This window comes from Brevibacterium sediminis, from assembly GCF_024895295.1.
GTDB lineage: Bacteria > Actinomycetota > Actinomycetes > Actinomycetales > Brevibacteriaceae > Brevibacterium > Brevibacterium sediminis.
The window spans coordinates 53,358-78,232 of record NZ_JAHQRN010000007.1 but is presented as its reverse complement, the minus strand read 5'-3'; the positions used below and the strand labels follow the sequence as shown (position 1 = coordinate 78,232).

Here is a 24,875-nt window from a genome sequence, read left to right as displayed (position 1 = left end):
CGGGCACTATATGAGCAGTTTCGGGATCTATCCGTTCTTCAACATCAATCAGGCTTGGCCGAACTGGCTGATCGTCATCCTGCTGTTGGTCGACATGATCATCCGCATCATCGCGCTCGGGTGGATTCCGCACAATCGCAGGCCGTCGGTCGCGCTGGGCTGGCTGCTTGCGATCTTCCTCATCCCGTATGTGGGCATTGCGGCGTTCCTGCTGCTGGGATCGTCGAAGCTGCCGAAGCGGCGGCGGGACAAACAGTCGAAGATGAATGACCTCTTCCGCGATCAGATCCGCCACCAGGCGATCGTCGGACGCCAGGACCATATGCCCGAACCGCTGAGCACCGCAGCGCAGCTCAACTTCGATCTCGGTGCCCTGCCGATGACCCACGGCAACTCCTTCGACCTCCACGTCGACAACCACGCCTGCATGGAGGCGATGGCCGATGCCGTCGACCGAGCACAGCGGTTCGTCCACTTCGAGTTCTACATCGTCGCCATCGATGACACGACGAGGCGGCTGCTCGAATCGCTGCTGGCCGCGCACCGGCGCGGTGTGAGTGTGCGGGTCCTCATCGACCATGTGGGATCGCTGGGCTACCCGGGCTACTCGGAACTGGTGAAGAAGCTCGACGGTTCGGGCATCAGCTGGCGCCGTGCCCTGCCGATCCGCCCCTGGAGGGGCGAATACCAGCGGCCCGACCTGCGCAATCACCGCAAGATCCTCGTCGTCGACGGGGAGGTCGCGTTCACCGGTTCGCAGAACATCATCGACCGCACCTACAACAAGGCCCGCAACCGCAGGAAGGGCTTCCAGTGGAAGGACCTGTCGGTGGAATGCCGTGGGCCGGTCGTCGAAGAGCTCGATGCCGTGTTCATCACCGACTGGTATTCGGAGACCGACGAGATCCTCGACGAACCCGACAGCTTCGAGCTCGAGGCCCCCGAATTCGGCGGCGTCCAGGCGCAGATCGTGCCGTCGGGTCCCGGCTTCGAGGACGAGAACAATCTGCGCCTGTTCAACCACCTCATCTACAACGCGAATCGTCGCGTCGTCGTCTGCTCACCGTATTTCGTGCCCGACGAGTCCCTGCTGCACGCGCTGACGACCGAGGCCAGATCGGGAGTCGATGTGCGTCTGTACGTCGGTGAGACGAGCGACCACTGGCTGACCCACAAGGCGCAGCAGTCGTACTATGACGAGTTGGTGCGCGCCGGGGTGCGGATCTTCATGTACCACGCTCCGACGGTGCTGCACTCGAAGTTCCTCATGATCGACGACGAGGTCTCGATCATCGGCTCGTCGAATATGGACGAGAGGTCCTTCGCAATGAACCTCGAGGTCACGCTCTTCATCGTCAACAAGGAATTCACGCAGCGCATGTACGACCTCGAGGCCGAACGCTATGCACCGAATTCGGTCGAGCTCAATGCCGAGGAATGGCAGGCGCGGCCGCTGCTGAAGAAGTATCTGGAGAACGTGGCCCGCCTGACGAGCTCGCTGCTGTAGGCGCCGGCCCACCAGCGGCGGATTCTGCGAACAGCCCAGAAAAAGGTGAACAGCCCTGTTTCAAACATGGGCTGTTCACCTTTTCCTGGGCTGTTGCCGACTGACTCAGCCAGTCTGCCGTTGCTCAGTCGTCGTCGGCGACTCCGGCCGGTCCTTCGTCGTCGAGGTGACGCTCGGGATCGGTGATCGAGTCCTGGGCCTTCGGCGACGGCTTGTGCTTCGCCGTGGTGTTCGACTTCGCTGTTTCCTGCGCGGCCGTGGTGCTCTTCGCCGCAGTGTCTGCCTTCGCGCCAGTCGAGTCCTCGTCGCCGTCGAATTCGGAGACGGGAGTGTTCGTGGCAGCGGCGGCGTTGACCTTGTCGGCCGCGGTCTGAACGGCATCGGCGACTGCCGGCGACTTCTCGCGGATAGACTGGTTGGCCTTCTCGACGGTGTCTTGGACGCGCGGGTCGGTCCACAGATCCTGAGCCTGGGCCTTCAGCCGTTCGTAGCTCTGGCGCCCGGTGCGTGATCCCAGAATGAATCCGACTCCGAGACCGGCCAGGAGAATCAATCTCTTCTTCATGGTCGTGCTCCTCTTCGCAACTTGACGTCACCGTATTCGGCTCTGCTGTGCGACACAGGTCCGGGCAACGATGTGGCAGCGCACGGGCACTGTGCCCTCAAGATCCAGCTTATACCGAGTCGTGCTCGTACGGGTATGGATTCACCCGCGCCGTCATCGCAGATTCTCGACGATCCCGGGTTCGGCACGCGGGATCCCGGCTCGGCACGCGCGGCCCGGGGGTTGGAAGCCGGGACCTGCAGCAGGTTCCGGCTCGACTCAGCCGAGGCTCGGCTGTTGCTGGGTGATGCAGTGGATTCCGCCGCCGCGGGCGAAGAGTTCGCGTGCATCGACCCCGACGACCTTCCGCCCCGGGTAGACGCGCTCGAGCACGGCTGCCGCCTCGGCGTCCATCGGATCGTCGAAGGTGCAGGCGATGACCCCGCCGTTGGTGACGAGGTGATTGACATACGAATAGTCGACCCACCCTTCTTCGTCGCGCAGCACCTCCGGAGCCGGGATCGGCACCACCTCGAAGGGTGTGCCGTCGGCGGTGGTCTCGGCCGCGAACTGCTCCTTGAGTGCGCGACTGAATTCGAAGTCCGGATGTTCGGGATTGCGCTGATCGTGGACGAGGACGACGCCGGGGCTGGGCATCGCGGCGACGATGTCGACGTGTCCACGGGTGCCGAAGGTCTGATTGTCCCGGTGGAGTCCGCGGTCGAGCCAGATGACCTTCTTGGCCCCGATCGTGCGCGCGAATTCGGCTTCCACATCGGCTTCGGTCAGTCCCGGATTGCGGCCGGGGTCGAGCTGGACGCTGCGCGTGGCGAGCACCGTGCCCTGACCGTCGACGTGGAATCCGCCGCCTTCGTTGCGCAGATCGGAGGACACCACGGGAGTCCCGGCGAGGCCCGCGACGAATTCTCCGATGTGCTCATCGTGATCCCAGCTCGCCCACTCCTGCGCGCCCCACCCGTTGAACACCCAGTCCACCGCGTGCAGCGCACCCGCCTCGTCGACGACGAAGCTCGGTCCGATATCGCGCATCCACGCATCGTCGAGTTCGGCGTTGACGATCGTGATCTCGTGGTTGATCCCCTCGCCGAGGTGGCGCTTGGCATGATCTGTCTGTGCGCTGGTCACGACGACCGTGACTGGGGTGAATTCGCTGGTGGCGCGGGCAACGGCGGCCCACGTGGCGCGTGCCGCGTCGGCCTCGGCTTCGGTGTCGCCGAGCGCGTAGCCAGAAGATGGGAACGCCATCCAGACTCGGTCCTGGGCGGCGGTCTCCGCCGGCATGTGCAACGTCATCGTTCGTCCCTTCGCTGGTGGACTGTCGCTGAGCCGAGTGTAGCCAGAATCTCGCCGAGGCGGTCGACGGATTTCGCAGGTCCGTCGCCGCATCTGCACACCGGCCAGCCGAAGGAGTCCACGTAGCCATCTGGGACAGTCGGCGGCCACGGGAGTCCGTATAGTCTGGCAGGGAGTCACAGAGCTGGCCCGAAACCGGACGCACGACACCGGACACGGAACCAGCATTCGATCGCGGGCGAAGGAGGCAGGAAGTGGAAGATCAGGATCTGCAGGAGATGTTCGGCAGGCGAGGGACGGGGCCTCTGGCCGGAACCATCGTGGCCGATTTCTCCCGAGTCCTCGCCGGCCCCTACGCGACGATGATGCTTGCGGATCTGGGTGCCACGGTCATCAAGGTGGAGGGGCGAACCGGGGACGATACACGTCACTGGGCGCCGCCTCGGCGAGGGGATGATGCGACGTATTTCCTCACGGCGAACCGGAACAAGCACTCCGTCGTCCTCGATTTCAAGGACTCCGACGACCTCTCCTTCGCCCAGCAGCTCGCTGCTCGCGCGGATGTGCTCGTGGAGAACTTCAAGGCCGGGGGACTGGCGAAGTACGGCCTCGACTATGAGTCGGTCAGCGCGGTCAATCCGGGCATCGTCTACGCCTCGGTGACGGGTTTCGGTCGCGACAATCCTCAGCCGGGCTACGATCTGCTCATCCAGGGTCTGTCCGGATTCATGTCGGTCACCGGCTCCGAAGAGTCGGGCCCGGTCAAGGCGGGTGTCGCTGTCGTCGACGTGATCACGGGACTGCATACGGCGCTCGGCATCCTCGGCGCGCTCAACCACCGCAAGGACACCGGGACCGGTCAGCTGGTCGAGACGAATCTGCTGTCCTCGGCGCTGTCCGGGCTGGCGAACCAGACCTCGGCATATGTGGCCGGCGGCGTGACTCCGCAGGCGATGGGCAACAAGCACCCGAGCCTCTACCCGTACCAGCCGATGCCCACGGCGGAGGGCCAGATCATCATCGCGTGCGGCAACGACAAGCAGTTCGCCCGGCTCGCCGAGGTGCTCGGCCACCCCGAATGGGCGACCGATGAACGGTTCGCGAACTTCGCCGACCGCAACGTCAACCGCGATGACCTCGAGCCCGAGCTCATCGCCGCGTTGAGCGAGAAGACGAACCAGGAATGGTTCGACATCCTCACCGAGGCGGGGCTGCCCTGCGCGCCGATCAACTCGATCGCCCAAGGTGTGGACCTGGCATCGTCGCTGGGACTCGAGCCCGTCGCCGAGGCGGGTCAGGGCGATCGCGTCATCCCCACCGTCCGCAACCCGATCCGGTTGTCCGAGACCCCGCCGAGCTACGAACTGGCTCCGCCGACGCTCGGCGATTCCACGGAAGCGGTCAAGGCGTGGCTGAGGGCGGCCGAATAGACTTCGGGCGTGCGCCGCGAATCGGCAAGTCATCGTGAGGAAGTCATCTTGCGCCTGATGACCGCGAATGATTCTGCCGCTGCCCGGGCGGGCAGTGCCACAGCTGAAGTACCCTATTGACTGTGTGTTGTCACCGAGAGATCTGCCAAGCGACCGATGAGGCGCGGGACCTCCGGTGACGGCAGTCGTATTCCCAAGAGAATTCCGGAACCGAGATGGACAATGAGTCGACCGAGGTCACACCTCGGAGACGTTCGGCGGTGAAATGGACCCTGATGGTCATCGCGATGGCGATCACAGGGTTCCATATCTTCGCCAGCTTCCTGTGGATCGCCCCTGCCTCGACGGCGAGGGAGGTGATTCCCGGTGACCTGCTCTCCAAATACATGATCCCGCTGTGGGGACAGTCGTGGAGCGTGTTCGCCCCCGAGCCGATCAACGGCGACTACTACTTCGATGTGCGCGCGGTGATCAAGACCGACAGCGGCGAAGAGATCACTCAATGGGTGCGGGCCACCGATGTCGAACTCGACCACTCGACATACAAGCTGTTCCCGCCGCGGTCGGCGGGGCTGGGCATCGGAGTGGCCTCGGACATCAAAGGTTCGTGGGAAGATCTGCCCGACGATCAGAAGGCGATCGTCAAACTCGACTACTTCAAGGGCGACGATTCCGTCGACCGGCTGGAGACGAAGCTGGGGGAATACGACGACCCGGAGAACGCGATTCCCGCCTACCTGGAGAGCGAACATCTGGCCACCGCGTATGCGACGCAGGTGGCGAAGGCCATCTGGGGCGACGACGTCCAGCGCGTCCAATACCAGGCCGCCCGTCAGAACGTCGTGCCTTTCGCCGAACGCAACGACAAAGACGCGAAGCGTCCGAACATCCAACCCGTCCCCGTGGGATGGCGCGCACTCGTCGTCGAAGACCATCAGTCCCAAGAGGAATTCACGAAGTACTTCTGTGCCTCGGACGAAGTGAGGTGCGTCGGTGAACAGTGATGACACGACCCGCACAGGCGGGGACGACCACGATGCAGAGGTCACTGACCAGCGGACCGGCACGGCCGCCTCGGCGCAGGGCCGGGTGAAGGACTCCGCGGGCCACGCGAACGCCGGCACCGCCTCGGCGCGGAAACCGGAGAAGGACCACGGTTCGGACTCCGCCGGCCGCGGAAACGATGGGACCGCCTCGGCGAGTGATTCGGCTCCTGAATTCGGGCTGGTCCCGGTGACGACCCTCGTGCGGACGAAGCTCGCGCAGGGGTGGAACTGGCTCGAGGAGATGCTCACCGGCCGGTACCACGCGACATACGGGCTGGCGGTGACACGGATCCTCATCGGATTCGCCGGTCTCGGCCTCATCCTCACGAACTTCAGCGCTCGGCATTACACCTTCGGTGTGGGATCGGCCTGGAACGGGGAGATCGCCGAACCCAAGAGCGATTTCCCGACCATCTGGCTCTTCTCCCTCTTCCACCGAGCGGTGACGACGCCGCCGCTGTTCACGGCGATGATGATCGGGCTCGCGCTGCTGGCGATCGTCATCATCCTCGGGTGGCGCACAAGGATCGTCCTGCCGATCTACCTCGTGCTGTGGGTGAGCTTCATCGAGCTCAACGACGGGGCAGGGGATCAGGGCGACAACGCCTACCGGATGTTCATGATCGCCATGCTCTTCGCCGATACGACCCGCAGATGGTCCCTCGACGCCAGGCGGCGCGCGCGGAACCCGGAATTCCCGGACAACGACGGCGGCTCGTGGCGCTGGGCGCTCATCATGGCCAACAACCTCGCGATCGTCGTACTCGCGTTCCAGGTGTGCGCAATCTACATGTCCGGCGGTCTGTACAAGGCCGGAGGCGAGGCCTGGCAGCACGGATTCGCCGTGTACAACCCGCTGCACACTCAGCAGTTCGGCACGTGGCCGGTGCTGTCGGACCTGATGACGGCGTGGGGGCCGATGGTCGTAGCGATCTCGTGGGGATCGATCCTCTTCCAGTGCGCCTTCCCGTTCATGCTCTTCAACCGCTACACCCGCATCATCGCGCTGCTGGGCATCCTGTCCTTCCACTTGGGCATCGCGCTGCTCATGGGCCTGCCGTGGTTCTCGCTGACGATGATCGCCGTCGATGCGATCTTCATCCGCGATCGTTCATTCGCGAAGGTCAGCGCCTACCTGCGGCATTGGTGGACGTCATCGGCTCCGCGGGGTGCTGGTGGGGCTGGTGGCGGTTCCGCCGGTGGCCGCGGCGGTTCGGGTGCTCGCGGTGGTTCGGGTGCTGCCAAGGGCGGGTCTGCGAAGACTCGTACGCGGTCGTCCGCAGGCTCTCGCGGCAAGTAACCGTCGCGCATAGCGCTCAGCAACCGGCAGATGCTGAAATGGGAGACCCTGCGGTCAGCGAAACAGCCCAGTTTGAGTTGAATAGCCCATGTTCGAATAGGTGCTATTCAACTCAAACTGGGCCGAATCCGCGCAGCACGCCCCAGCCGGGAGCCTTACCGCTTGGGGCGCAGCTCCAGGCCGGTGGCCTCGGGGTCTTCGGGCAGGTCGACGACCACGGTGTCCCCGTCGACGATGTCGCCGGCGAGCAGAGCGCGGGCCAGCTTGTCGCCGATCTCGCGCTGGACCAGCCTGCGCAGCGGCCGGGCACCGAACGCCGGATCGTAGCCTTCGAGCGCCAACCAGTCCTCGGCTCCCTGAGTGACCTCGAGCGAGACACGACGGTCGGAGAGCCGGCGCGACATGTGCGAGATCTGCAGATCGACGATCGACGCGAGCTCGGTCTGGCTGAGCGCGTCGAAGAGCACGATGTCATCGAGACGGTTGAGGAACTCGGGCTTGAACGTCGCATGCACGACATCGAGCACCTTGCTCCGCTGCTCCTCGGTCGACAGGCTCTTGTCGACGAGGAACTGTGAACCGAGGTTCGAGGTCAGGATCAGGATGGTGTTCCTGAAGTCGACCGTGCGTCCCTGACCGTCGGTGAGCCGACCGTCATCGAGGACCTGCAGCAGGATGTCGAACACGGACGGGTGCGCCTTCTCGACCTCGTCGAGCAGCACGACAGAGTACGGGCGACGGCGGACCGCCTCGGTGAGTTGGCCGCCCTCGTCGTATCCGACGTAACCCGGAGGTGCACCGACGAGGCGGGACACGGTGTGCTTCTCACCGTATTCGCTCATATCGATCCTGATCAGGGCTTTCTCGTCGTCGAAGAGGAAGTCCGCGAGAGATTTCGCGAGCTCCGTCTTGCCGACGCCGGTGGGTCCGAGGAACAGGAACGAACCGGTCGGGCGATCCGGGTCGGCGACCCCGGCCCGCGAACGGCGGATGGCGTCGGAGACCGCGGCGACGGCGTTCTTCTGCCCGATGAGACGCTCACCGAGGATGCCCTCGGCTCCCAGCAGCTTCTCGACCTCGCCCTGGACGAGGCGTCCGGCGGGGATGCCCGTCCACGAGGAGACCACCTCGGCGATGTCGTTGCTCGAGACCTTGTCCGAGACCATCTGATCGGAATTCGCTCCCGCCTCGGCCTGGGCCTCGGCGGCTTCGGCCTCGGCGATCTCCTTCTGCACGGCAGGGATCTCGCCGTAGAGCAGACGGGATGCGGTCTCGAGGTCCGTGTCGCGCTGAGCTTTCTCGGCGGCCGAACGCAGCTCGTCGAGCTTCGTCTTCAACTCACCGACCCGGTTGAGGCCGGCACGCTGGGACTCCCAGGTCGCCTCGAGTCCGCGCAGCTCCTCCTCCTTGTCGGCGAGATCGGCACGCAGGGCGCTCAACCGCTCGATCGACGCGGAGTCGGTCTCCTTAGCCAGGGCCATGTCCTCCATCTTCAGGCGGTCCACGGCGCGGCGGAGCTCATCGATCTCGACCGGAGCCGAATCGATCTCCATCCGCAGGCGGGAAGCCGCCTCGTCGACGAGGTCGATGGCCTTGTCCGGCAGCTGCCTGCCGGTGATGTACCGGTTCGACATCGTTGCGGCCGCGACCAGGGCGCCGTCGTTGATCGAGACCTTGTGGTGAGCTTCGTAGCGTTCCTTGAGCCCGCGCAGAATCGCGATCGTGTCCTCGACGCTGGGCTCACCGACGAAGACCTGCTGGAACCGGCGCTCCAGAGCGGGATCCTTCTCGATGTTCTCGCGGTATTCGTCCAACGTGGTGGCACCGATCATCCGCAGCTCACCGCGGGCGAGCATCGGCTTGAGCATATTGCCTGCGTCCATCGAGGAGTCTCCGCCGGCACCGGCACCGACGATCGTGTGGAGCTCGTCGATGAAGGTGATGATCCGACCGTCGGCGTTCTTGATCTCCTCGAGCACGGCCTTGAACCGCTCCTCGAACTCACCGCGGTACTTCGCGCCGGCGACCATGGCGGACAGGTCGAGGCTGATGAGCGTCTTGTCGCGCAGCGATTCGGGCACGTCTCCGGCCACGATCCGCTGGGCCAGGCCTTCGACGACGGAGGTCTTGCCGACGCCGGGTTCACCGATGAGAACGGGGTTGTTCTTCGTCCTCCGCGAGAGCACCTGGACGACGCGGCGAACCTCTTTGTCGCGGCCGATCACCGGGTCGAGCTTGCCTTCCCGGGCGACGGCGGTGAGATCGATGCCGAACTTCTCCAGCGACTGCATCGTCTCCTCGGGGTTCTCCGAAGTGACCTTCTTTCCGGCACGCAGTTCGGGCAGGGCCGCGAGCAGTGCGTCCCTGTTGGCCCCATTCGCGCGCAGCGCCTCACCGGCGCCGTCCTTGCCGGCCGCAGCGGCGAGCAGCAGGTGTTCGGTCGAGACGAACTGGTCGCCGAGGGCCGTCATCTCCTCCTGTGCGAGGTTCATCATCTCCAGGCCGGCGCGGGAGAGTCCCGGCTGGCTGACGGTGGAACCGCTGACGGTGGGGAATCCGCTGATCACGGACTCGATGGACCGCAGCACGGTCTGCGGGTCGGCACCGACCTTCGTCAGCAGGGTCGCGGCGAGCGAATCGGGCTGGCCGAGCAGGGCCGCGACGAGGTGGGCCGGTTCGATCTGATTGTTCTTCCGGGCGACGACGTCGTTGACCGCAGTCTGCAGCGCCTCCCGGGATTTGGTTGTCATCTGTGCGTCCATGTACGCATCTCCTTCTCAAATTCTGTGCTGATTTCAGCTCTCGAAAAGAACAACACCGACAAAGTTGAGTCTATTCCGCTCAACTTTGAAAATCGAGAAGAACTTCGCCGAGGCGGCCCGCCCGGATACGTGTCCCTGTCCAGCCGGGACCGGCCCGGAAACCTGCCCGGCCGGGACCGGCCCGCCCCTACCTCGTGATGACCGATTGGAGGTCGAAGCGGTGGAGCACGCGGTCGGCGATCTCCGGATCGGTGCCGCGTTCGCGCCGGGCCTTGAGCACCTCGGCGCGCGCGGACTGCATGGCCTTCTTCTGCACGGCCAGCATCTGCTCCCGGTGTTCCTTGAACGCCATCGCCTGCTCCGAGCTCGCCTGGTCATCGGTGGTTCCGCTGAGCTGATCGTGCAGGACTTTGAACCTCGCCCGCAGGGGTTCGATGACGTCGTCGGGCAGACTGTCATCGTTCTTGATCTCGCGCATCGCAGCCTTGTAGGCACGCAGAGCGATGTCCCTGGTCGCCTGATGTTCCTTCTCCGCCTCGTCGTCGATGCCGAGGAGAGCGACGACGGTCGGAAAGCTCAGGCCCGCCAGCACCAGAGTGAGCAGCAGGACCACCGCGGCCGCGACGACGACATAGGACCGCCCGGGGAACGGGGCACCGGAACTCGTCGTGGCCGGGATCGACAGCGCCAAGGCGACCGTGGCGAGGCCGCGCATCCCGCCCCAGGTCATCAGCGTGGCATCGCGGACGCTCAAAGGTGCGGCATCCGGATCCTCCTCGCGTCTCTTGCGTTCGATGACAGTGCCGAGCAGCAGCCAGACGAAGCGGACGGCGACGACGATGAGAGCGATGAGCGCGCCGACGAGCAGCGCTCGCCCGAGGTCGGCGTGTTCGGATTCGACGATGAGACGCAGATCGAGGCCGATGAGTCCGAAGGCGATTCCGGTGATGAGCATCTCGAGGACCTGCCACGTCGAGTTCTGCGTCACCCGCTCCGCCGAGTTCCCCTCGACATCGCGGCGCCGCACTTCGAGGGCGGCCACGACGACGGCGATGACCCCGCTGGCGTGGAAGTGCTCGGCCACGAGGTAGACGCCGAAGGGCAGGACGAGCATGAGGGAGGACCGAGCGATCGTGTGATCGATCTTCTCCATCACCCACCAGGCGGCGAAGGACAGCACCAGGCCGACGATGATCGCCACGACGGCGGAGACGACGAACGACACGGCCAGATCTGCGTAGTCCACCTCGGTGCCGGCCAATACTGCGGCCATTGCGGTCTGGAAGATGACCAGGGAGGCGGCATCGTTGAACAGACCTTCGCTCTGCAGGGTCGACATGATGCGGCGGGGGATCGACACGGTGCTGGCCACGGCTTCGACAGCGACCGGGTCGGGTGGGGCGAGCATGGCGCCGAGCGCGATGGCCGCGGCGATGGTGATTCCGGGGACGAGGAAGACCGCGGACCCGGCGACGGCGGCCACGGTCACACCGACGAGAGCCACGGACATGCCGAGGATCGTGCGCCACCGGATCGCGAACAGCGCCCACGATGTCTTCTGTGCGGCGGCGAAGAGCAGGGGCGGCAGGAAGAGAGGGAGGACGAGCTCCGGATCGATGGCCACCTCGGCGAAGGTGGGGATGAACGCACCGGCGATGCCGATGAGGACCATGAGCGCCGGCCACGGGAGCTTGAGCTTCTGCCCCAATCCGACCACCACCGAGGTGGCGGCACCGAATCCGATGATCATCAGCAGTGTGGTCATGCCAGTCCCTCCGAATCGCTCCCACCGGGGCAGATGTGTCCGGAGGCGGGCGGAAATCGTCTGCGCAGATTCCGCGCCGGGCCCGGCGACCTTTGGCAGAATGAGGCTATGTCGGAATCAATTGTATTCGCGCAGCTCGACGACGGAGTCGCCTCCGTGACGATCAACCGGCCGTCCACGCGCAACGCACTGTCGCGTGAGGTCATGGAAGACCTCATCGACACCCTCACCGAGGTGGCCGACCGCACCGATGTGCGCGCGGTCATCCTCATCACCGCCGGTCATGTGTTCAGCTCCGGTCATGACCTCACCGAGATCCGCGGGGCAGATCTGGAGACGCAGCAGACCACGTTCGACGCCTGTGCCCGACTGATGCAGCTCATCCGATCCATCCCACAGCCGGTCATCGCACAGGTGCAGGGTGTGGCCACGGCGGCCGGCTGCCAGCTGGTGGCGACCTGCGATCTGGCCGTTGCCGCCGAGTCCGCCAGATTCGCAACTCCGGGAGTGAAGATCGGTCTGTTCTGTTCGACCCCGATGGTGGCCCTCTCCCGGGCGGTGCCGGCGAAGCAGGCGATGCGGATGCTGCTGACCGGTGATTTCGTGAGTGCACAGGATGCGCTGAAGTTCGGTCTCGTCTCCGATGTCGTCGCCGACGCCGACCTCGAGTCCGCCACCTTGGAATTGGCTCTCAAAGTCGCGTCCGCCTCGTCGGCTACAGTTGCCCTAGGAAAGGCCGCGTTCTACGAACAGCGGGAGCTGCCTGTGGCCGACGCCTACGCGCGGATGTCGCAGGTGATGGCGGACAATGCCGTCGCGGCCGATGCGCAGGAAGGGATCGACGCCTTCCTGACGAAGAGGGAGCCGCAGTGGCAGCACCGCCGCTGAGGCGGTGGGCGTGAAGATGAGAGAGGGAACGTCGTGGCGGTGATAGTGACCGGAGCCAGCGGCTTCATCGGTGGTGCCATTGCACGGGCGCTCGCCGAAAGGGACGAAACGGTCTACGCGCTGTCCCGGCGAGATCCCGAGATCCCCGGGGTGAACTTCCAACACTGGGACATCACCGAACCTGCGTCCGCGTCGGTGACCTCCCTGGCCAAGAATGTGACCGCGGTCTTCCACTGTGCCGGAATCGCCTCCGTCAGCGCCGATGACGACGCTCTCTACAACGTGAAGGTGACGGGCACACGTCATGTCCTCGATGCGTTTCCGAAGGCCCGCATCGTGCACGTGTCCTCGACGACGGTGTACTCCGAGTCCGAACCCCACGCCGAGCTGTGGGAGGAAGCCGGTCCGAAGGACCCCAACGACTTCGCCGACGCGTACTCTCGCACCCATGCTCTCGCCGAGCAGCTCGTCATGAGGCTCCGTCCCGATGCTGCGATCCTGCGTCCCGCGGCCGTCTACGGTCCGGGGGAGACGATGCTCATGCCGTTCCTGTCGCGGATGTCGAAGAAGGGTGTGCTGCGGCTGCCCGGCGGCGGCAGGCAGAAGATCACCCTGACGCATGTCGACAATGTGGTGCGGGCCGCGCTCGCCTGCCTCGACGTGCCTTCGGCGGCGGGTCCCTTCAATATCGGTGATCCGATTCCGTACCGGCTCAAAGAGGCTGTGGTCACTCACTTCGCTCGGATGGGCTATGACCAGGTCGTCATCGAGGGGGTCGCGAAGGACAAGGCGCTGGTGTCGGCGAAGCTCGGACTCAAGATCAAGGGCGTGTTCAAGCGCGGGGACCGAGCGAAGCTCTTCCTCGTCAGATACCTGCAGTCGGATCGGACGTACAATCTGTCCCGGCAGCAGCGGGTGCTCGGCATCTCGACCACCCAACACCTCATCCCGTCCCGCCTGCAGTAGGGCGCTGGGGCCCAGCGACCAGGTTCAGCGCTTCAGCCGGACATCAGCGGTACAGCAATCCGCCGGACCCGGCGACTGAGACGCCTACCGCTTGAGCCCGTGCTGGGCGGCGACGATCTTCGACACGAGTTCGCGGGGAAGCGCACGCCCCAGCAGGAACGGCAGCGGTGCTCTGCTGCCGACGGCGTAGAACTCCCGCGGCCTCGGCGCGATGATCGCATCGACGATCGTGGCCGCAACCTTGGCGGCCGGAATGCCGCCGCGCTCGTTGGCGTCGAGGTGCTCGAGCATCGTCGTCACGTCCTGCGTATAGGGCGACCCCTCTTCGAGGTACTTCGTCCGCCGCAGCCCGATACCCGTGGCGATCGATCCCGGTTCGACGGTGCTCACCCATACGCCGAAGGGGGAGAGCTCCTGCCGAGCCGCCGTGGCGAAAGCGCGCAGAGCCGCCTTCGCCGCAGAGTACGAACTGCGGTGGGCCAAAGGGAAGCTGGCGAGCATCGACCCGACCATGATGATGCGTCCCGCACGCCGCGCACGCATCCCGGGCAGGACGAGTTGGCTCAGTCGAACCGGTCCGAACACGTTCGTACGGAAGAGCCGTTCGACGGCATCGGCCGGCAGCTCTTCGAACGGACCCGACTGGCTCTCACCGGCATTGTTGATGAGCACGTCGATGCCGTCGAGCGGGCCGAGTTCCTCGAGCTCTGTGGCCAGTCGGTCCGGACCATCCGGGTCGGCGAGGTCCAGCGGAAGATACCTGACACCGGGGATCCGGTCGGCAGGGGAGATGCGGTCCGGGTTCCGGCTGGTTGCCAGCACCGTGCAGCCTTTCGCCGCCAGCGCCTCGGCGACGGCTCGACCGATTCCCGAGGTGCCGCCGGTGACCAAGACTGTGAGTTCAGTGCGCTGCATACCACCGGTCACGAGTGCGCTGCTTCGCCTCTAGCAGACCCGCTTTCCGGTCGCAGAGAGGTCACCGCACGGCCGGCCTGCTCGGCGGCAGCGCGTCCGGCGCGGAGGCCGGAGAAGATGCACCCGCCGAGGAACGTTCCCTCGAGCGCGTTGTACCCGTGCATTCCGCCGCCCCCGAAACCGGTGACCTCGCCGGCGGCGTAGAGGCCCGGGATCGGTGTGCGCTCAGCCTCGCGACCTCGCTCCTCACCAGCGCCGGATCCCGCCAGCACCTGCCCGTCGAGGTTCGTCTCCAGCCCGCCGAGGGTCTTGCGTGACAGCAGGCTCAGACGCACCGCGATGAGCGGACCGTGTGCCGGGTCGAGGATCTTGTGCGGTTTGACCGCGCGCACGATCTTATCGCCCAGATAGGACCGCGCATTGTGGATGGCCTGGACCTGCGCGTCCTTCGAAAAAGCGTGCTCGGTCTGCCGGTCCCGCTGCCGGATCTGCTCAACGAGGTGGTCGTGTTCGATGACCGGTCCGCGGGAGCGTTCGTTCATTCCCGCCACCAGTTCCTCGGTGGTCTCGGCCACGACGAAGTCGGAGCCGTACTTCTTGAAGGCCTCGATCGGTCCCGGCGCATCGGAGGAGCGCACCCGATCGAGCGTGATCCGGATGTCCTTCTCCGTGAGGTCCGGGTTCTGCTCCGAACCGGAGAGCGCGAATTCCTTGCGGATGATCGACTCGTTGAGTACGAACCATGAATAGTCGTGCCCGGTCTCAAGGATCGTGCGCATCGTCCGATTCGTATCGAAGCCCGGATAGTTCGGCGCCGGGAAACGATTGCCCTCGGCATCGAACCACATCGACGACGGCCCCGGAATGATGCGGATCCCGTGCCCCGGCCAGATCGGATTCCAGTTCTCGATGCCCTCCGTATACGCCCAGATCCGGTCCCGGTTGATGAGGCTGGCTCCGGCATCCTCGGCGATCTGCAGCATCCGCCCGTCCACATGAGCGGGCACTCCGGCGAGCATCGTGTCCGGGAACTCGCCGAGGCGGTCGACCGGCCAGTACTTCTTCATCAGTTCGAAATTGTGTCCGATGCCGCCGGTGGTGACGATGACGGCGGGTGCCCGGAGTTCGAAGTCGGCGAGTTCGTCGCGGTTCGATTCGACTCCGCGGGCCGTGTGACTGGGGGCGAGCGTCCGCCCGCGGACGCCGACGACGGTCCCATCCTCGGTGATGAGTTCGTCGACGCGGTGACGGAAGGCGAACTCGACGAGTCCGGCGGCCTCCGCGGTCTCGACGGGTTCACGGAAGACCCGGACCACCTCGGGGCCGGTGCCCCAGGTGAGGTGGAAACGGGGCACGGAATTGCCGTGATCAGCCGCACCGGACCCACCGCGTTCGGCCCAACCGACGATCGGGGTCAGGCGTAAGCCGAGGTCACGCAGGTACCGGCGCTTCTCCCCGGCCGCGAACTCGAGGTACGCCTCCGCCCACTTCCGCGGCCAATGATCCTCATCTCGGTCGAAGCCCGCCGAGGTGGCCCAGTCGTCTTTGGCGAGCTCGAGCGAATCGTGGATGCGCAGTCGCCGCTGTTCGGGGGAGTCGATGAGGAAGAGTCCGCCGAGGGACCAGAACGCCTGTCCGCCGAGGTTCGCGCGGTTCTCCTGGTCGAGGATGAGCACGCGTTTGCCGGCCTGGGTGAGTTCGTGGGCGGCGACGAGACCGGCGAGCCCGGCCCCGACGACGATCGCATCGGGAGAGCGGCGATCCGGGGTGGAACGATCACCGGGTTCGGAAATGTCTCCGCCGTCACCAGGTGCGTGGGACGAGCCCGTGCTGTCGAAAGAACTCATCGTCGACTCCTCTGTCGTCTCTGTCGGCTAGTGAACCGACGTCAAGTGTGCGCAGATTGCCCAAAACCGGCCGGATTCTGACAATCTGGACACACTTACCTACCAGTAGGGTTCAGTATTGCAGATTTTCCCGGTGTGAAGAGGCGCAGGCGGTCCGTAGTCACGCGCAATTTCGGTCGGTGTCCATCAGCCTTCGAGGGTGCGTTCCAGCCAGTCGGCGGCTGCGGCGAAGGACTCGTCCGTCGTCGTCGGGTCGACCGGCACCACTGCTCCGTCGGAGCTCGGGTAGCTGCCGAGGAAGTGCAGCTTGAGGGCCGCCCGGTGGACACCCTGCAGAGCCTCGGCCATGCGTGCCTCGTGGATGTGTCCGAGCAGGTCGATGGAGAACTGGTAGAGGCCCAGCCCGTCACCGGTTGGCCGGGATTCGATGCGGGACATATTGATCCCACGGCTGGAGAACTGTTCGAGCAGTTCGAGCAGCGAACCCGCCCGGTCTGAGCGCAGGGCCGCCACGACGGTCGTCTTGTCCGCGCCGGTCGGGGCGGGCAGAGGACCCGGGCGGGTGACCACGACGAATCGGGTGACGGCGTCTTTGCGGTCGCCGATGTCCTCGGCGACGATCTCGAGTCCGTACCGTTGCGCGGCCAGGGCCGGGCAGACGGCGGCCATATGGTCGCCGGCGTCATTGGCCAGGTCCCTGGCGGCCGCGGCAGTCGAGGACGTCGGCAGGTAGACGGCTTCGGGGAAGTTCTCGTTCATGAACGCCCGCACCTGCGCCTCGCCGTGCGGGTGCGAACCGAAGGAGGAGATCTCCTCCCTGGTGGTGCCGGGCTTGACGGCGAGGACGAAGCGGACGGGCACGACCACCTCGGCGATGATCTGCAGACGCCCGTTCTCGGTGAGCGCATCGATCGTGGCGGGCACTCCGCCTTCCAGTGAGTTCTCGATCGGCACGACCGCGGCATCGCAGTCACCCTCGAGCACCGCGTCGAGTGCCGAGGGGGCATTGCGCATCGGATGAGTCGTGGCCTCGGCGCGCAGGTTCCGGGAGTCGAGGAAGCTGAGCAGGGCCGCCTCGGTGAAAGTGGCCTCAGGGCCGAGGTACGCGAAACGGTTGAGGCTCACTTGCCGGTCTCCTTGTGTGGATCGGAGGAATTCTGCGTGGATTCGGACGACCCGGAATCGGCAGGGGTGGAGGAGACGCCGCCGGCCGGCGTCCCGCCATTCCGCTTCGCACGGAGGCGGCGGACGAGGATCGCGCGGGCGACGTCGCGGTACTGGGCGGCACGGTGCAGCTGGGCTTTCAGATCGCGACCGGTGACGCGGTGGTGGAGGTCGCATGCGACCTCTTCCACGCGCAGTCCGGCGTTGACGACATCGATGGTCATGGCCGCTTCGACGCCCCATCCGGCGGCGAACGGCAGGGCCGCGTCGAAGGCCTCCCGCGACAGGCAGCGCATGCCCGACAGGGGCTGGGTGGCGTCGAATCCGGAGAGTTCGGCGATGCCTTTCTTCGCCAGTCCGACGACGAAGCCGAAGCCCCCGCCCTTGCGCTTCTGCGCGGGCACGATCGCGATCGTCATGTCGGCCCGACCAGCGAGTACAGGCTCGGCCAGGGGAGCGGTGTTCATCGCTGAGTCCTCGAGGTCGCCGTCGATGAACAGCAGCGCCCGGTGGTGCGGGTCGACGCCCGGATCGGCGTCGGAGATCTCCCGATTGCGCAGAGCGAAGGCTCCGGTCATCATGGCCGCAGCCTTGCCCTTGTTCTTCGGGTGGGTGATGACCTCGGCGCCGGCCCGGCGGGCCAGGGTTCCCGTGTCGTCAGCCGATCCGTCGTCGACGACGAGGACCATGTCGACCCCGGGGATCTGCTTGGCCGCAGCGACGGTGGCACCGATCCGCTGGGATTCGTTCATCGCGGGGATGATGGCGGCGACTGCCTCGGGGGCGGGGTGCGGCTGTACGCTCATGTCGGTTCTCCTGTCCGTCACCGGCACCGAGGCTGGGCACCCTTTTCGGGTCCCGCCTCGGTGATGGAGTGGTGACGGATATCAGTGGATGGTCAGCTGGCGGGACACGATGCCCGAGCGGACGCGGCGGGCCTCGGTGCTCATCGGCTCGGTCGTGTTCAGCGCATCGTCGAGGCGCTTGCCGAACGCGGCGATGGGCTCTTCGACGTCGTCGACCTGGGTGCCGAACTCGAGTTCCCAGACGGGGACGATGATGCCGTGGGCGCGGAAGTAGCCGAGGAAGGTGCCGATTCCGCCGAGGTCGTTGGCGTTCTCGGCCTGCAGGCGGGCCATCGCATCGACGACGCGGTCCTCACCTTCGGGGCGGGCCCAGCGGACGTAGGTGCGGCCGGACATCTCGGTCCAGTAGGCGGAGGCGACGGAGGCGAGCTTCTCGGTCGGGGCCACGGAGTCGTTGGCCTGCTGAAGGGCGGCGGCGACGTCGGCATCGGACTCGGCTTCGGGCAGGGCCCAGTAGTCGAAGTTCTCGAGCACGCGGACGTCGAACGGGTGCGAGGTGTCGAGGATGTCCTGCAGACGCGGGCCCTCACCGGGTTCGGTGGTCGCCTCGATGGAGGTGCCGGGTTCGGCGTCGACGGCGGCCAGCAGACCGCGGGCGACGTCGCGGGAGGCGTCGGTCGAGGATACGGGCACCTGCATTCCGGCCAGGATCTCACCGTCGTCGCGGCGCCAGGCCTGCCATGCGGCGGGCAGCAGGGACGTGATGGTCACCTCGTGGCCGCCGTATTCCTCGGTGAGCTTCGCGGTCGCGGTGGCCGCGGGCACGAGTTCACGCAGGCAGATGAGGTCGGCTTCGAACGGCAGGTCCGCGAACGGACGCGCGACGAATGCCGTGGCCTGCGCCCTGGCGAGGCGTTTGGCGATGAGTTCTTCCTTGGAGCGCTTCGACTTCTTTCCCATGGGACGCAAGTCTAGTCGGTGGAGTCATCGGTGCATCATCCAGTGCGACGGCCCGCGCAGCACGGTGAGTTGAAGTGGCCCACGCTTGGCAACGGTGGCATCATTTATCCGTGGCTATTCTGCAGACGTCGACCGGGAACCCAGACGACCGGTCCGATACAGCCGGAGCCGCCCGGAAAGAATTGCGCCCTTCATTCGTCGAACGCGACGCCTTTCGCACAGCTCTGTCGTCGGCCTATGCCGACGGGCGCATCGACGATGAAGAGTTCGAGCGCCGCTCCACTCTCATCGAAACCGGGAACCATGCCGCGGACCTGCAGCGAGCCCTGGCCGATCTGCCCCGACCCGAGGTCGAGTTCCCGACCACCCTCACCCGCGCCGAGGCGCTCAAGCGGCGCCGTTCGCTGCGGACTTGCGGCGCCCCGGCGGTCAGCCGCCGCCTCCTGCTCGCCGGTGGTGCCGCTGCCTTGGGCTTCGTCGTCGCCGGCGGAGCCTCTCGGCTCTTCGGCGCGGACTCAAAGGCAGTCGAAACTTCGGGCTCGGACTCGCCTGAGGTCGACTTCATCACTGACCCTGCTGCCCTCGAAGATGTGCTGACAAGGGTGAAGGACAAGGGGTACACGCATTTCCGTGAGATCTCTATCGATCCGGATGTGTTCCAGGCCGGTGCCCGCAGTCTGAAATCGTCTCGCGGCATCGACAGCGTCATCGTCTACGGGCGTGCAGAGCCGGACATCACCCCCAGCAGTCGCTTGGGCGAAGGCGACAGGCTCTTCACACTCGACGACTTCGCTCTCGGCCTCATCCCGGCGATGGCCCAGGCGGCAGCGAAGAAACTCGGCAGCGGGCAGGGCCTGCGAGTGGAGCTGCGGACCGAGAGCGACGCGTCTAACAGCAAAGCGGAACCGGTGATCTCTGTGATGGTGGCAGGCGGCGACTACGGCGATGGCCGAGGAGAACTGCGCTGGACTGCTGACGGGAAAGAGCTCATCTCCATCCATCGCACGGGCGAGGACTGAAGGGGATCGATATGGCCGAGACGAGGAAGAGAGATGACTGGCGTCCCTCCCGTGACGAACGCGCGCCTTATATCTCAGCGCTCAATGAGGCGCTCGCCGACGAACGGCTCAGCGCCGACGAACACGACGAGCGGATCGCTTCCGCCGAGGCGGCCACCCGTTTCACCACCCTCGACGGCCTCGTCGCCGATCTGCCCTTCGAATGGCATGACGAGAAGTTCGAACGGACGCAGACGACCGACCGCCGGCGATTCGTGCTCGGCATCGGGGCATTGGTCGGCATCACTGCCGCATCGTGGGTCGGCACCCGAGCGTGGGTGAAGAGCGGAGACGGCGCCGAGGCGACTGTCCGAGGCGGTGGAGGCGAAGTGGGGTCGAACTCGGCGTCCTCTGAGTCTGATTCTTCCGAGTCTGAGGACGACTATGAGGAGACCGTTCCCACTGATCTCGTGCAGGTGCTGAACTGGCGCAAGGACACTGTGCCCTCAGCAATCGAACATGCGACGGCACTCGGGCTGACCATGGTCGGGCGGATTCAGGGCGGAGGAGACGACGTCACGGTCAAGGGGTCGAACGAGAACGACGAGTGGATCACGGTCCGCTTCCGGAAGGGCTTTCGTCCGACGGTCGACACCGACACGAGCCAGAGTCCGTCAGACAAATGGCTCAGACCCGCCGAGATCCCAGCTGTCGACGTGGCCGCTCTGCACGATGAAGTGAAGTCCGAACTCAGCAAGAACACGCAGTCGCATCAGCTCGATATCGGCTATGATCTGACCGCTGACGAATGGCTGGTGTTGATCTGGGACGGGCCGGATTCCTTCGCCTGGACCCTTGACGGGCTCAAGCGCGTCAAACGCGACTGACCGAACAGCCGCCACTGCCTGTCGCAGGCAGCTCAGCTGACGTGGCTGACTCAGCTGACGTGCTCGACTCAGCGGTCGTGGCCGACGGGGATGAAGTAGCGCGTGTTGTTCGACTCGTCCATGCGCACCTGCAGCTTGTCGCCCGGATGGGGGAACGCGGAGCGCTCCGGGTTGTCGGGGGTCAGCCCGAGCGTCTCCAAGCGGATGATGCCGTGGCGGCCCACCTCGTCGGCGGCGAGGACATAGGAGTGGTTGAGTTCGCGGATCGTGACCTCGATGGCCGGATCGGTCGGTTCGTCCGCCTCGGCGAAGGCGCGGGGCGGGGCGGAATTGCCCATGCCCAGATACGCGCCGACGTCATCGGCGATGTAGCCGGCCACGGAGTCGGCCTGCGCCATCAGACCTGCGAGGATCACCGACAGCCGTTCCTGCTGGGCATCGGATTTCAGGGCCTGCCCGGGTTTGAAGAGGTGCTCCTCGGCGAGCACGCACCACGCGTCCTGCATGATTGTGCGCAGCTGGAGTTCGACGAGGACGGAAGGCTCGGAATCGAAGGGAACCTCGACGATGAGGTGGCGGCCGCGGTATCCAGAGGGCTTCGGGGTCGCGGAATAGTCGCGCACCTCGGCGATGGAGAGGTTCGTATCGTCGCTCACCTCGGTGAGCAGGTCCCACAGGGCCGACTGTTCGCGTTCGGTGCGGCAGATGACGCGGGCGCCGACGACATCGATGACCTGGTTCTCGACCTCGACGGATTCGTGGATCTCGTCGTTGGCATCGGCGAGCTTGCGGCGCAGCTTCTCGCCGGTGCGCAGTCGATCCTTGATCCGACCGTCGACGACGCGCACTCGATCTCCGGAGAGCAGTGCGGATGGAGCGCGGACGGACTCGACCCAGTCATTGACCGTCTCGAGGGCGGCCCTCCAGGTGGACTCACGCCGGTCGTAGGCTTCGTCGACCAATTCGCGGACAGTTGCTGACATCCTCGTCACCTTCCTAGCTCCTGATTCAACTTCACCAGAAGAGAGGGGAGATGTCTATGGCTTCGACGCTGAAGTTGCGCCGGGGTGCCGAAAGGTGAGACGAAGGTGCCTCAGAGGTCGTAGTCGACGACGACGGGAGCGTGATCGGACGCGCCTTTGCCCTTGCGCTCCTCACGGTCGATCTCGCCCGCGGTCGCGGTCTTCGCCAGCGCCTGCGAGGCGAGCTGGAAGTCGATGCGCATTCCCTGCTTCTTCGGGAAGCGCAGCTTCTGGTAGTCCCAGAAGGTGTAGACGCCGGGTCCGGGCGTGAACTGGCGGGTGACTTCGCTCAGGCCCGCGCCGAGGAGATCATCGAAAGCGGCACGTTCGGCATCGGAGACGTGGGTGGCGCCGTCGAACTCGGCCATGTCCCAGACGTCCTCGTCGAGCGGAGCGACGTTGAAGTCACCGCAGAGGACGAGCTTCTTCTCCGGTTCGGCGCTCAGCTGGGCGGCGATATCGGCCGTCAGCGCCTTGTACCACTCCAACTTGTAGCCGTAGTGCGGGTGGTCGAGTTCGCGGCCGTTGGGCACATAGAGCGAGTAGACGCGTACATCGTTGCAGGTCACCGACAGCGACCGGGCTTCGACGACGGGTTCTTCCGAACCGAAGGCAGGGATGTCCTTGAACCCGATCTCGGCGTCGGCCAGTCCGACGCGCGAGGCGATGGCGACACCGTTCCACTGGTTGAGGCCGTGATAGCTGACCTCGTAGCCGCGCTCGGTGAACAGCTCCTCGGGGAACTGCGAGTCCTTGCACTTGAGTTCCTGGATGGCCAGGACATCGACATCCGAACGATCCAGCCAGGCCCCGATGCGGTCATGGCGGGCACGGATCGAGTTCACATTCCACGTAGCGATTCTCACCCTCCCACCCTAAGCCGTCCGCGCCGGAGGAGAAAGCGGGGTCTCGACGGGTCGATAGGATTGGGACCATGCCTGAAGCTCCCAATGAACACCTCGGCCATGACGGTGCCGCCTACCCGGACTCCTACTATGTGCGGCTGTCCGAGGGCCGCCTCGTCTCGACTCTGCACAGCCAGGGCGCTTGGCAGCCCGGCGAGCAGCACCTCGCGCCTGCCTCGGGGATGGTGCTTGCCGAGATCAAACGTCGACTGCCCAGCGACAAGCTCATCTCCCGGGTGACCTTCGACGTCCTCGGCGTCATCCACTCCGGCGAGTTCACCATCGATGTCGACGTCGTCCGCCCCGGCCGCACCATCGAACTCGTCGAAGCGCATATGCGCCACGGTGAGCGCACCAGCGTGACCGCTCGGGTGTGGAGACTGCAGGCCTCCGACACCGAGGCGGTCGCAGGCGACGAATGGTCGGCGATGCCGCCCGTGTCCGAAGTGCCCGAGATTCCTTTCACCAACCGTTGGGGCGGCGGTTACATTGCGTCCCTCGAGGGGCGCCAGGGAGCGGACGCCCACCCCGGCTACGCACGGTCCTGGGTGCGCAGTCCCTATCCTCTCGTCGACGGTGAGATCGACCCGCCGACCGCGGCCTTCGTCAAGTTCGTCGACACCGCCAACGGTCTGGCCGTCCGTGAGGATCCGAAGACGACGTTCTTCCCGAACGTCGACCTCTCCATCCACCTCACTCGCGTGCCCGAAGCCGGCTGGGTCGGCTTCGACACCAAGGTGGCCTTCGGGCCGACCGGACTGGGGCAGACGACGAGCGTGCTCAGCGACGTCGACGGACCCATCGGCACAGCAGTGCAGTCCCTGACCGTTCGTCGAGGTCAAGGCGCGGTATGAATCCGCGGCCGCGTGCCCTCATCACCGGGGCGAGCTCCGGGCTGGGGCGCGGCTATGCCCGCACCCTGGCCGCCGAGGGCTACGACCTCGTCCTGGTCGCCAGGGACGAGGACCGGCTGAATCAGCTGGCCGAGCAGCTGCGAACCACGCAGAATATCCACGCCGAGGCGGCCGTGGCCGATCTGTCGACCCGTGACGGTATCGACGCGGTCAACGAGATCATCGCGACGCAGCCGATCGATGTGCCCATCAACAATGCCGGCTTCGGTCTGTCCGGGACACTGCTGGGTACCGATGCTGCTGAGCTAGAGGTGCTCGATCGGGTGCTGGCCGGGGCGGTGAGAGAGCTGTCGCTGGCAGCGGCCCGGTGCATGCGGGCCCGCGGTCGCGGAGGAATCATCAATGTCTCCTCGCTGGCGGCGGTGACGACGATGGGACAGTATGCCGCGTCGAAAGCCTCGACTCTGGTCTTCACCGAGGCGCTCGCCGGGGAACTCAGGGGCGACCCGGTGACGGTCACCGCCGTTCTGCCTGGCTTCATCCGGACGGAATTCCACAGCCGCCTCGGCGTGGAGCGTCCGGGGCCCGGCCTGATCTGGCTCAGCGTCGATCAGGTGGTGCGGGAGTCGCTGCGTGATGCGCGGGCGGGGAAGGTCGTCTCTGTGCCGGGGTGGGGATATCGCATTGCCGCGCTCGTTGCCCCTGTGGTGCCGCGTCCACTCATGCGATGGGGGTCGGCCGGATTCTCCTTCGCCCGCACCCGCGATCGCTGAGTCGGGATTCGCGAGATGCGCCGGCGGTCATCGAACTGTGGTCGTGTGCTCGCCGCGGGATGTGACCTATATGCAATTTTCGGCAGGGGCGGCACAACTGAGTTGAGGATTGAACTACCGGGGGGGTGAGCCTGTGACCAGGGGTTTTATTCTGATCGCTTCTGTGCTATAGAGCCCGACAGGATTCAAGACGGAGCGTGAGATTCTTTACAAGCGACACGA

At 65.6% G+C, this 24,875-nt stretch carries 21 protein-coding genes; 10 read left to right on the top strand and 11 right to left on the bottom strand.

Features of this window, described 5'->3' with window-relative positions; translation table 11 throughout:
- The first annotated feature begins 10 nt into the window (after nt 1–10).
- On the top strand, nt 11–1,507 hold the full coding sequence (cls, locus tag KTJ89_RS15630) for a cardiolipin synthase (RefSeq protein WP_139469036.1): 1,497 nt from the start codon (nt 11–13) through the stop codon (nt 1,505–1,507).
- A 124-nt stretch (nt 1,508–1,631) separates the two neighbouring features.
- Here the strand turns inward: cls and KTJ89_RS15625 are convergent, their stop codons facing one another.
- Both KTJ89_RS15625 and KTJ89_RS15620 read right to left on the bottom strand, forming a co-directional pair.
- Nucleotides 1,632–2,072 (bottom strand): hypothetical protein, encoded by a 441-nt coding sequence (locus KTJ89_RS15625; protein ID WP_259358399.1) that lies wholly within the window; start codon nt 2,070–2,072, stop codon nt 1,632–1,634.
- 258 nt (nt 2,073–2,330) lie between these two features.
- Entirely contained in the window at nt 2,331–3,365 is a 1,035-nt protein-coding gene (locus tag KTJ89_RS15620) for an agmatine deiminase family protein (protein WP_259358398.1), read from the bottom strand.
- Between the two features lie 254 nt (nt 3,366–3,619).
- On the opposite strand from KTJ89_RS15620, the gene KTJ89_RS15615 reads away from it, so the two are divergent.
- The 3 genes from KTJ89_RS15615 (at nt 3,620) to KTJ89_RS15605 (ending at nt 7,141) form a co-directional block, all read left to right on the top strand.
- Nucleotides 3,620–4,795, top strand: coding sequence for a CaiB/BaiF CoA transferase family protein (locus tag KTJ89_RS15615; protein WP_259358397.1), 1,176 nt, complete (start codon nt 3,620–3,622; stop codon nt 4,793–4,795).
- A 215-nt stretch (nt 4,796–5,010) separates the two neighbouring features.
- Nucleotides 5,011–5,799, top strand: coding sequence for a DUF5819 family protein (locus KTJ89_RS15610; RefSeq protein ID WP_259358396.1), 789 nt, complete (start codon nt 5,011–5,013; stop codon nt 5,797–5,799).
- Nucleotides 5,789–7,141, top strand: coding sequence for an HTTM domain-containing protein (locus KTJ89_RS15605; protein WP_259358395.1), 1,353 nt, complete (start codon nt 5,789–5,791; stop codon nt 7,139–7,141). Before KTJ89_RS15610 ends, KTJ89_RS15605 begins: the two co-directional genes overlap by 11 nt.
- Nucleotides 7,142–7,296: 155 nt before the next feature.
- Here the strand turns inward: KTJ89_RS15605 and clpB are convergent, their stop codons facing one another.
- Together clpB and KTJ89_RS15595 are read right to left on the bottom strand one after the other, a co-directional pair.
- Nucleotides 7,297–9,903, bottom strand: coding sequence for an ATP-dependent chaperone ClpB (clpB, locus tag KTJ89_RS15600; protein WP_172171951.1), 2,607 nt, complete (start codon nt 9,901–9,903; stop codon nt 7,297–7,299).
- A gap of 187 nt (nt 9,904–10,090) precedes the next feature.
- Nucleotides 10,091–11,668 carry a Na+/H+ antiporter gene (locus KTJ89_RS15595; protein ID WP_139469042.1) on the bottom strand — a complete coding sequence of 526 codons (1,578 nt, stop codon included), beginning with the start codon at nt 11,666–11,668 and terminating at the stop codon, nt 10,091–10,093.
- Nucleotides 11,669–11,776: 108 nt separating this feature from the next.
- Between KTJ89_RS15595 and KTJ89_RS15590 the strand changes: the two genes are divergently transcribed.
- Both KTJ89_RS15590 and KTJ89_RS15585 read left to right on the top strand, forming a co-directional pair.
- Nucleotides 11,777–12,556: an enoyl-CoA hydratase gene (locus tag KTJ89_RS15590; RefSeq protein WP_259358394.1), complete on the top strand. Its 780-nt coding sequence runs from the start codon at nt 11,777–11,779 to the stop codon at nt 12,554–12,556.
- Between the two features lie 33 nt (nt 12,557–12,589).
- Entirely contained in the window at nt 12,590–13,522 is a 933-nt protein-coding gene (locus tag KTJ89_RS15585; RefSeq protein ID WP_139469044.1) for an NAD-dependent epimerase/dehydratase family protein, read from the top strand.
- 84 nt (nt 13,523–13,606) lie between these two features.
- On the opposite strand, the gene KTJ89_RS15580 is transcribed toward KTJ89_RS15585, so the two are convergent.
- The 5 genes from KTJ89_RS15580 to KTJ89_RS15560 form a co-directional block, all read right to left on the bottom strand.
- Nucleotides 13,607–14,449, bottom strand: a complete 843-nt coding sequence (locus tag KTJ89_RS15580) for an SDR family oxidoreductase (protein ID WP_259358393.1) — start codon at nt 14,447–14,449, stop codon at nt 13,607–13,609.
- Nucleotides 14,446–16,284 carry an FAD-binding dehydrogenase gene (locus KTJ89_RS15575; RefSeq protein WP_259358392.1) on the bottom strand — a complete coding sequence of 613 codons (1,839 nt, stop codon included), beginning with the start codon at nt 16,282–16,284 and terminating at the stop codon, nt 14,446–14,448. Before KTJ89_RS15575 ends, KTJ89_RS15580 begins: the two co-directional genes overlap by 4 nt.
- A 186-nt stretch (nt 16,285–16,470) precedes the next feature.
- The gene (gene pheA / locus KTJ89_RS15570) at nt 16,471–17,409 is read right to left on the bottom strand and encodes a prephenate dehydratase (RefSeq protein ID WP_181271482.1); all 939 of its coding nucleotides are present in this window, start codon (nt 17,407–17,409) and stop codon (nt 16,471–16,473) included.
- Nucleotides 17,406–18,254, bottom strand: a complete 849-nt coding sequence (locus KTJ89_RS15565; protein WP_259358391.1) for a glycosyltransferase family 2 protein — start codon at nt 18,252–18,254, stop codon at nt 17,406–17,408. Before KTJ89_RS15565 ends, pheA begins: the two co-directional genes overlap by 4 nt.
- 81 nt (nt 18,255–18,335) lie before the next feature.
- Entirely contained in the window at nt 18,336–19,214 is an 879-nt protein-coding gene (locus KTJ89_RS15560) for a DUF5926 family protein (RefSeq protein ID WP_259358390.1), read from the bottom strand.
- Nucleotides 19,215–19,324: 110 nt separating this feature from the next.
- Between KTJ89_RS15560 and KTJ89_RS15555 the strand changes: the two genes are divergently transcribed.
- Both KTJ89_RS15555 and KTJ89_RS15550 read left to right on the top strand, forming a co-directional pair.
- Nucleotides 19,325–20,233 (top strand): DUF1707 SHOCT-like domain-containing protein, encoded by a 909-nt coding sequence (locus KTJ89_RS15555; RefSeq protein WP_259358389.1) that lies wholly within the window; start codon nt 19,325–19,327, stop codon nt 20,231–20,233.
- An 11-nt stretch (nt 20,234–20,244) separates the two neighbouring features.
- Complete coding sequence (locus tag KTJ89_RS15550; RefSeq protein ID WP_259358388.1) at nt 20,245–21,099, top strand: DUF1707 SHOCT-like domain-containing protein; 855 nt, start codon at nt 20,245–20,247, stop codon at nt 21,097–21,099.
- 68 nt (nt 21,100–21,167) lie between these two features.
- Here the strand turns inward: KTJ89_RS15550 and KTJ89_RS15545 are convergent, their stop codons facing one another.
- The gene (locus tag KTJ89_RS15545; protein ID WP_139909276.1) at nt 21,168–22,082 is read right to left on the bottom strand and encodes a GTP pyrophosphokinase; all 915 of its coding nucleotides are present in this window, start codon (nt 22,080–22,082) and stop codon (nt 21,168–21,170) included.
- Nucleotides 22,083–22,192: 110 nt separating this feature from the next.
- Nucleotides 22,193–22,987, bottom strand: a complete 795-nt coding sequence (locus KTJ89_RS15540; protein ID WP_139909275.1) for an exodeoxyribonuclease III — start codon at nt 22,985–22,987, stop codon at nt 22,193–22,195.
- 68 nt (nt 22,988–23,055) lie between these two features.
- Here KTJ89_RS15540 and KTJ89_RS15535 point away from each other — a divergent pair, with 68 nt between their 5' ends.
- Together KTJ89_RS15535 and KTJ89_RS15530 are read left to right on the top strand one after the other, a co-directional pair.
- Nucleotides 23,056–23,880, top strand: coding sequence for a thioesterase family protein (locus KTJ89_RS15535; protein WP_259358387.1), 825 nt, complete (start codon nt 23,056–23,058; stop codon nt 23,878–23,880).
- Nucleotides 23,877–24,653, top strand: coding sequence for an SDR family NAD(P)-dependent oxidoreductase (locus KTJ89_RS15530; RefSeq protein ID WP_259358386.1), 777 nt, complete (start codon nt 23,877–23,879; stop codon nt 24,651–24,653). The genes KTJ89_RS15535 and KTJ89_RS15530 overlap by 4 nt, the downstream gene beginning before the upstream one ends.
- The last annotated feature ends 222 nt before the right edge of the window (nt 24,654–24,875 follow it).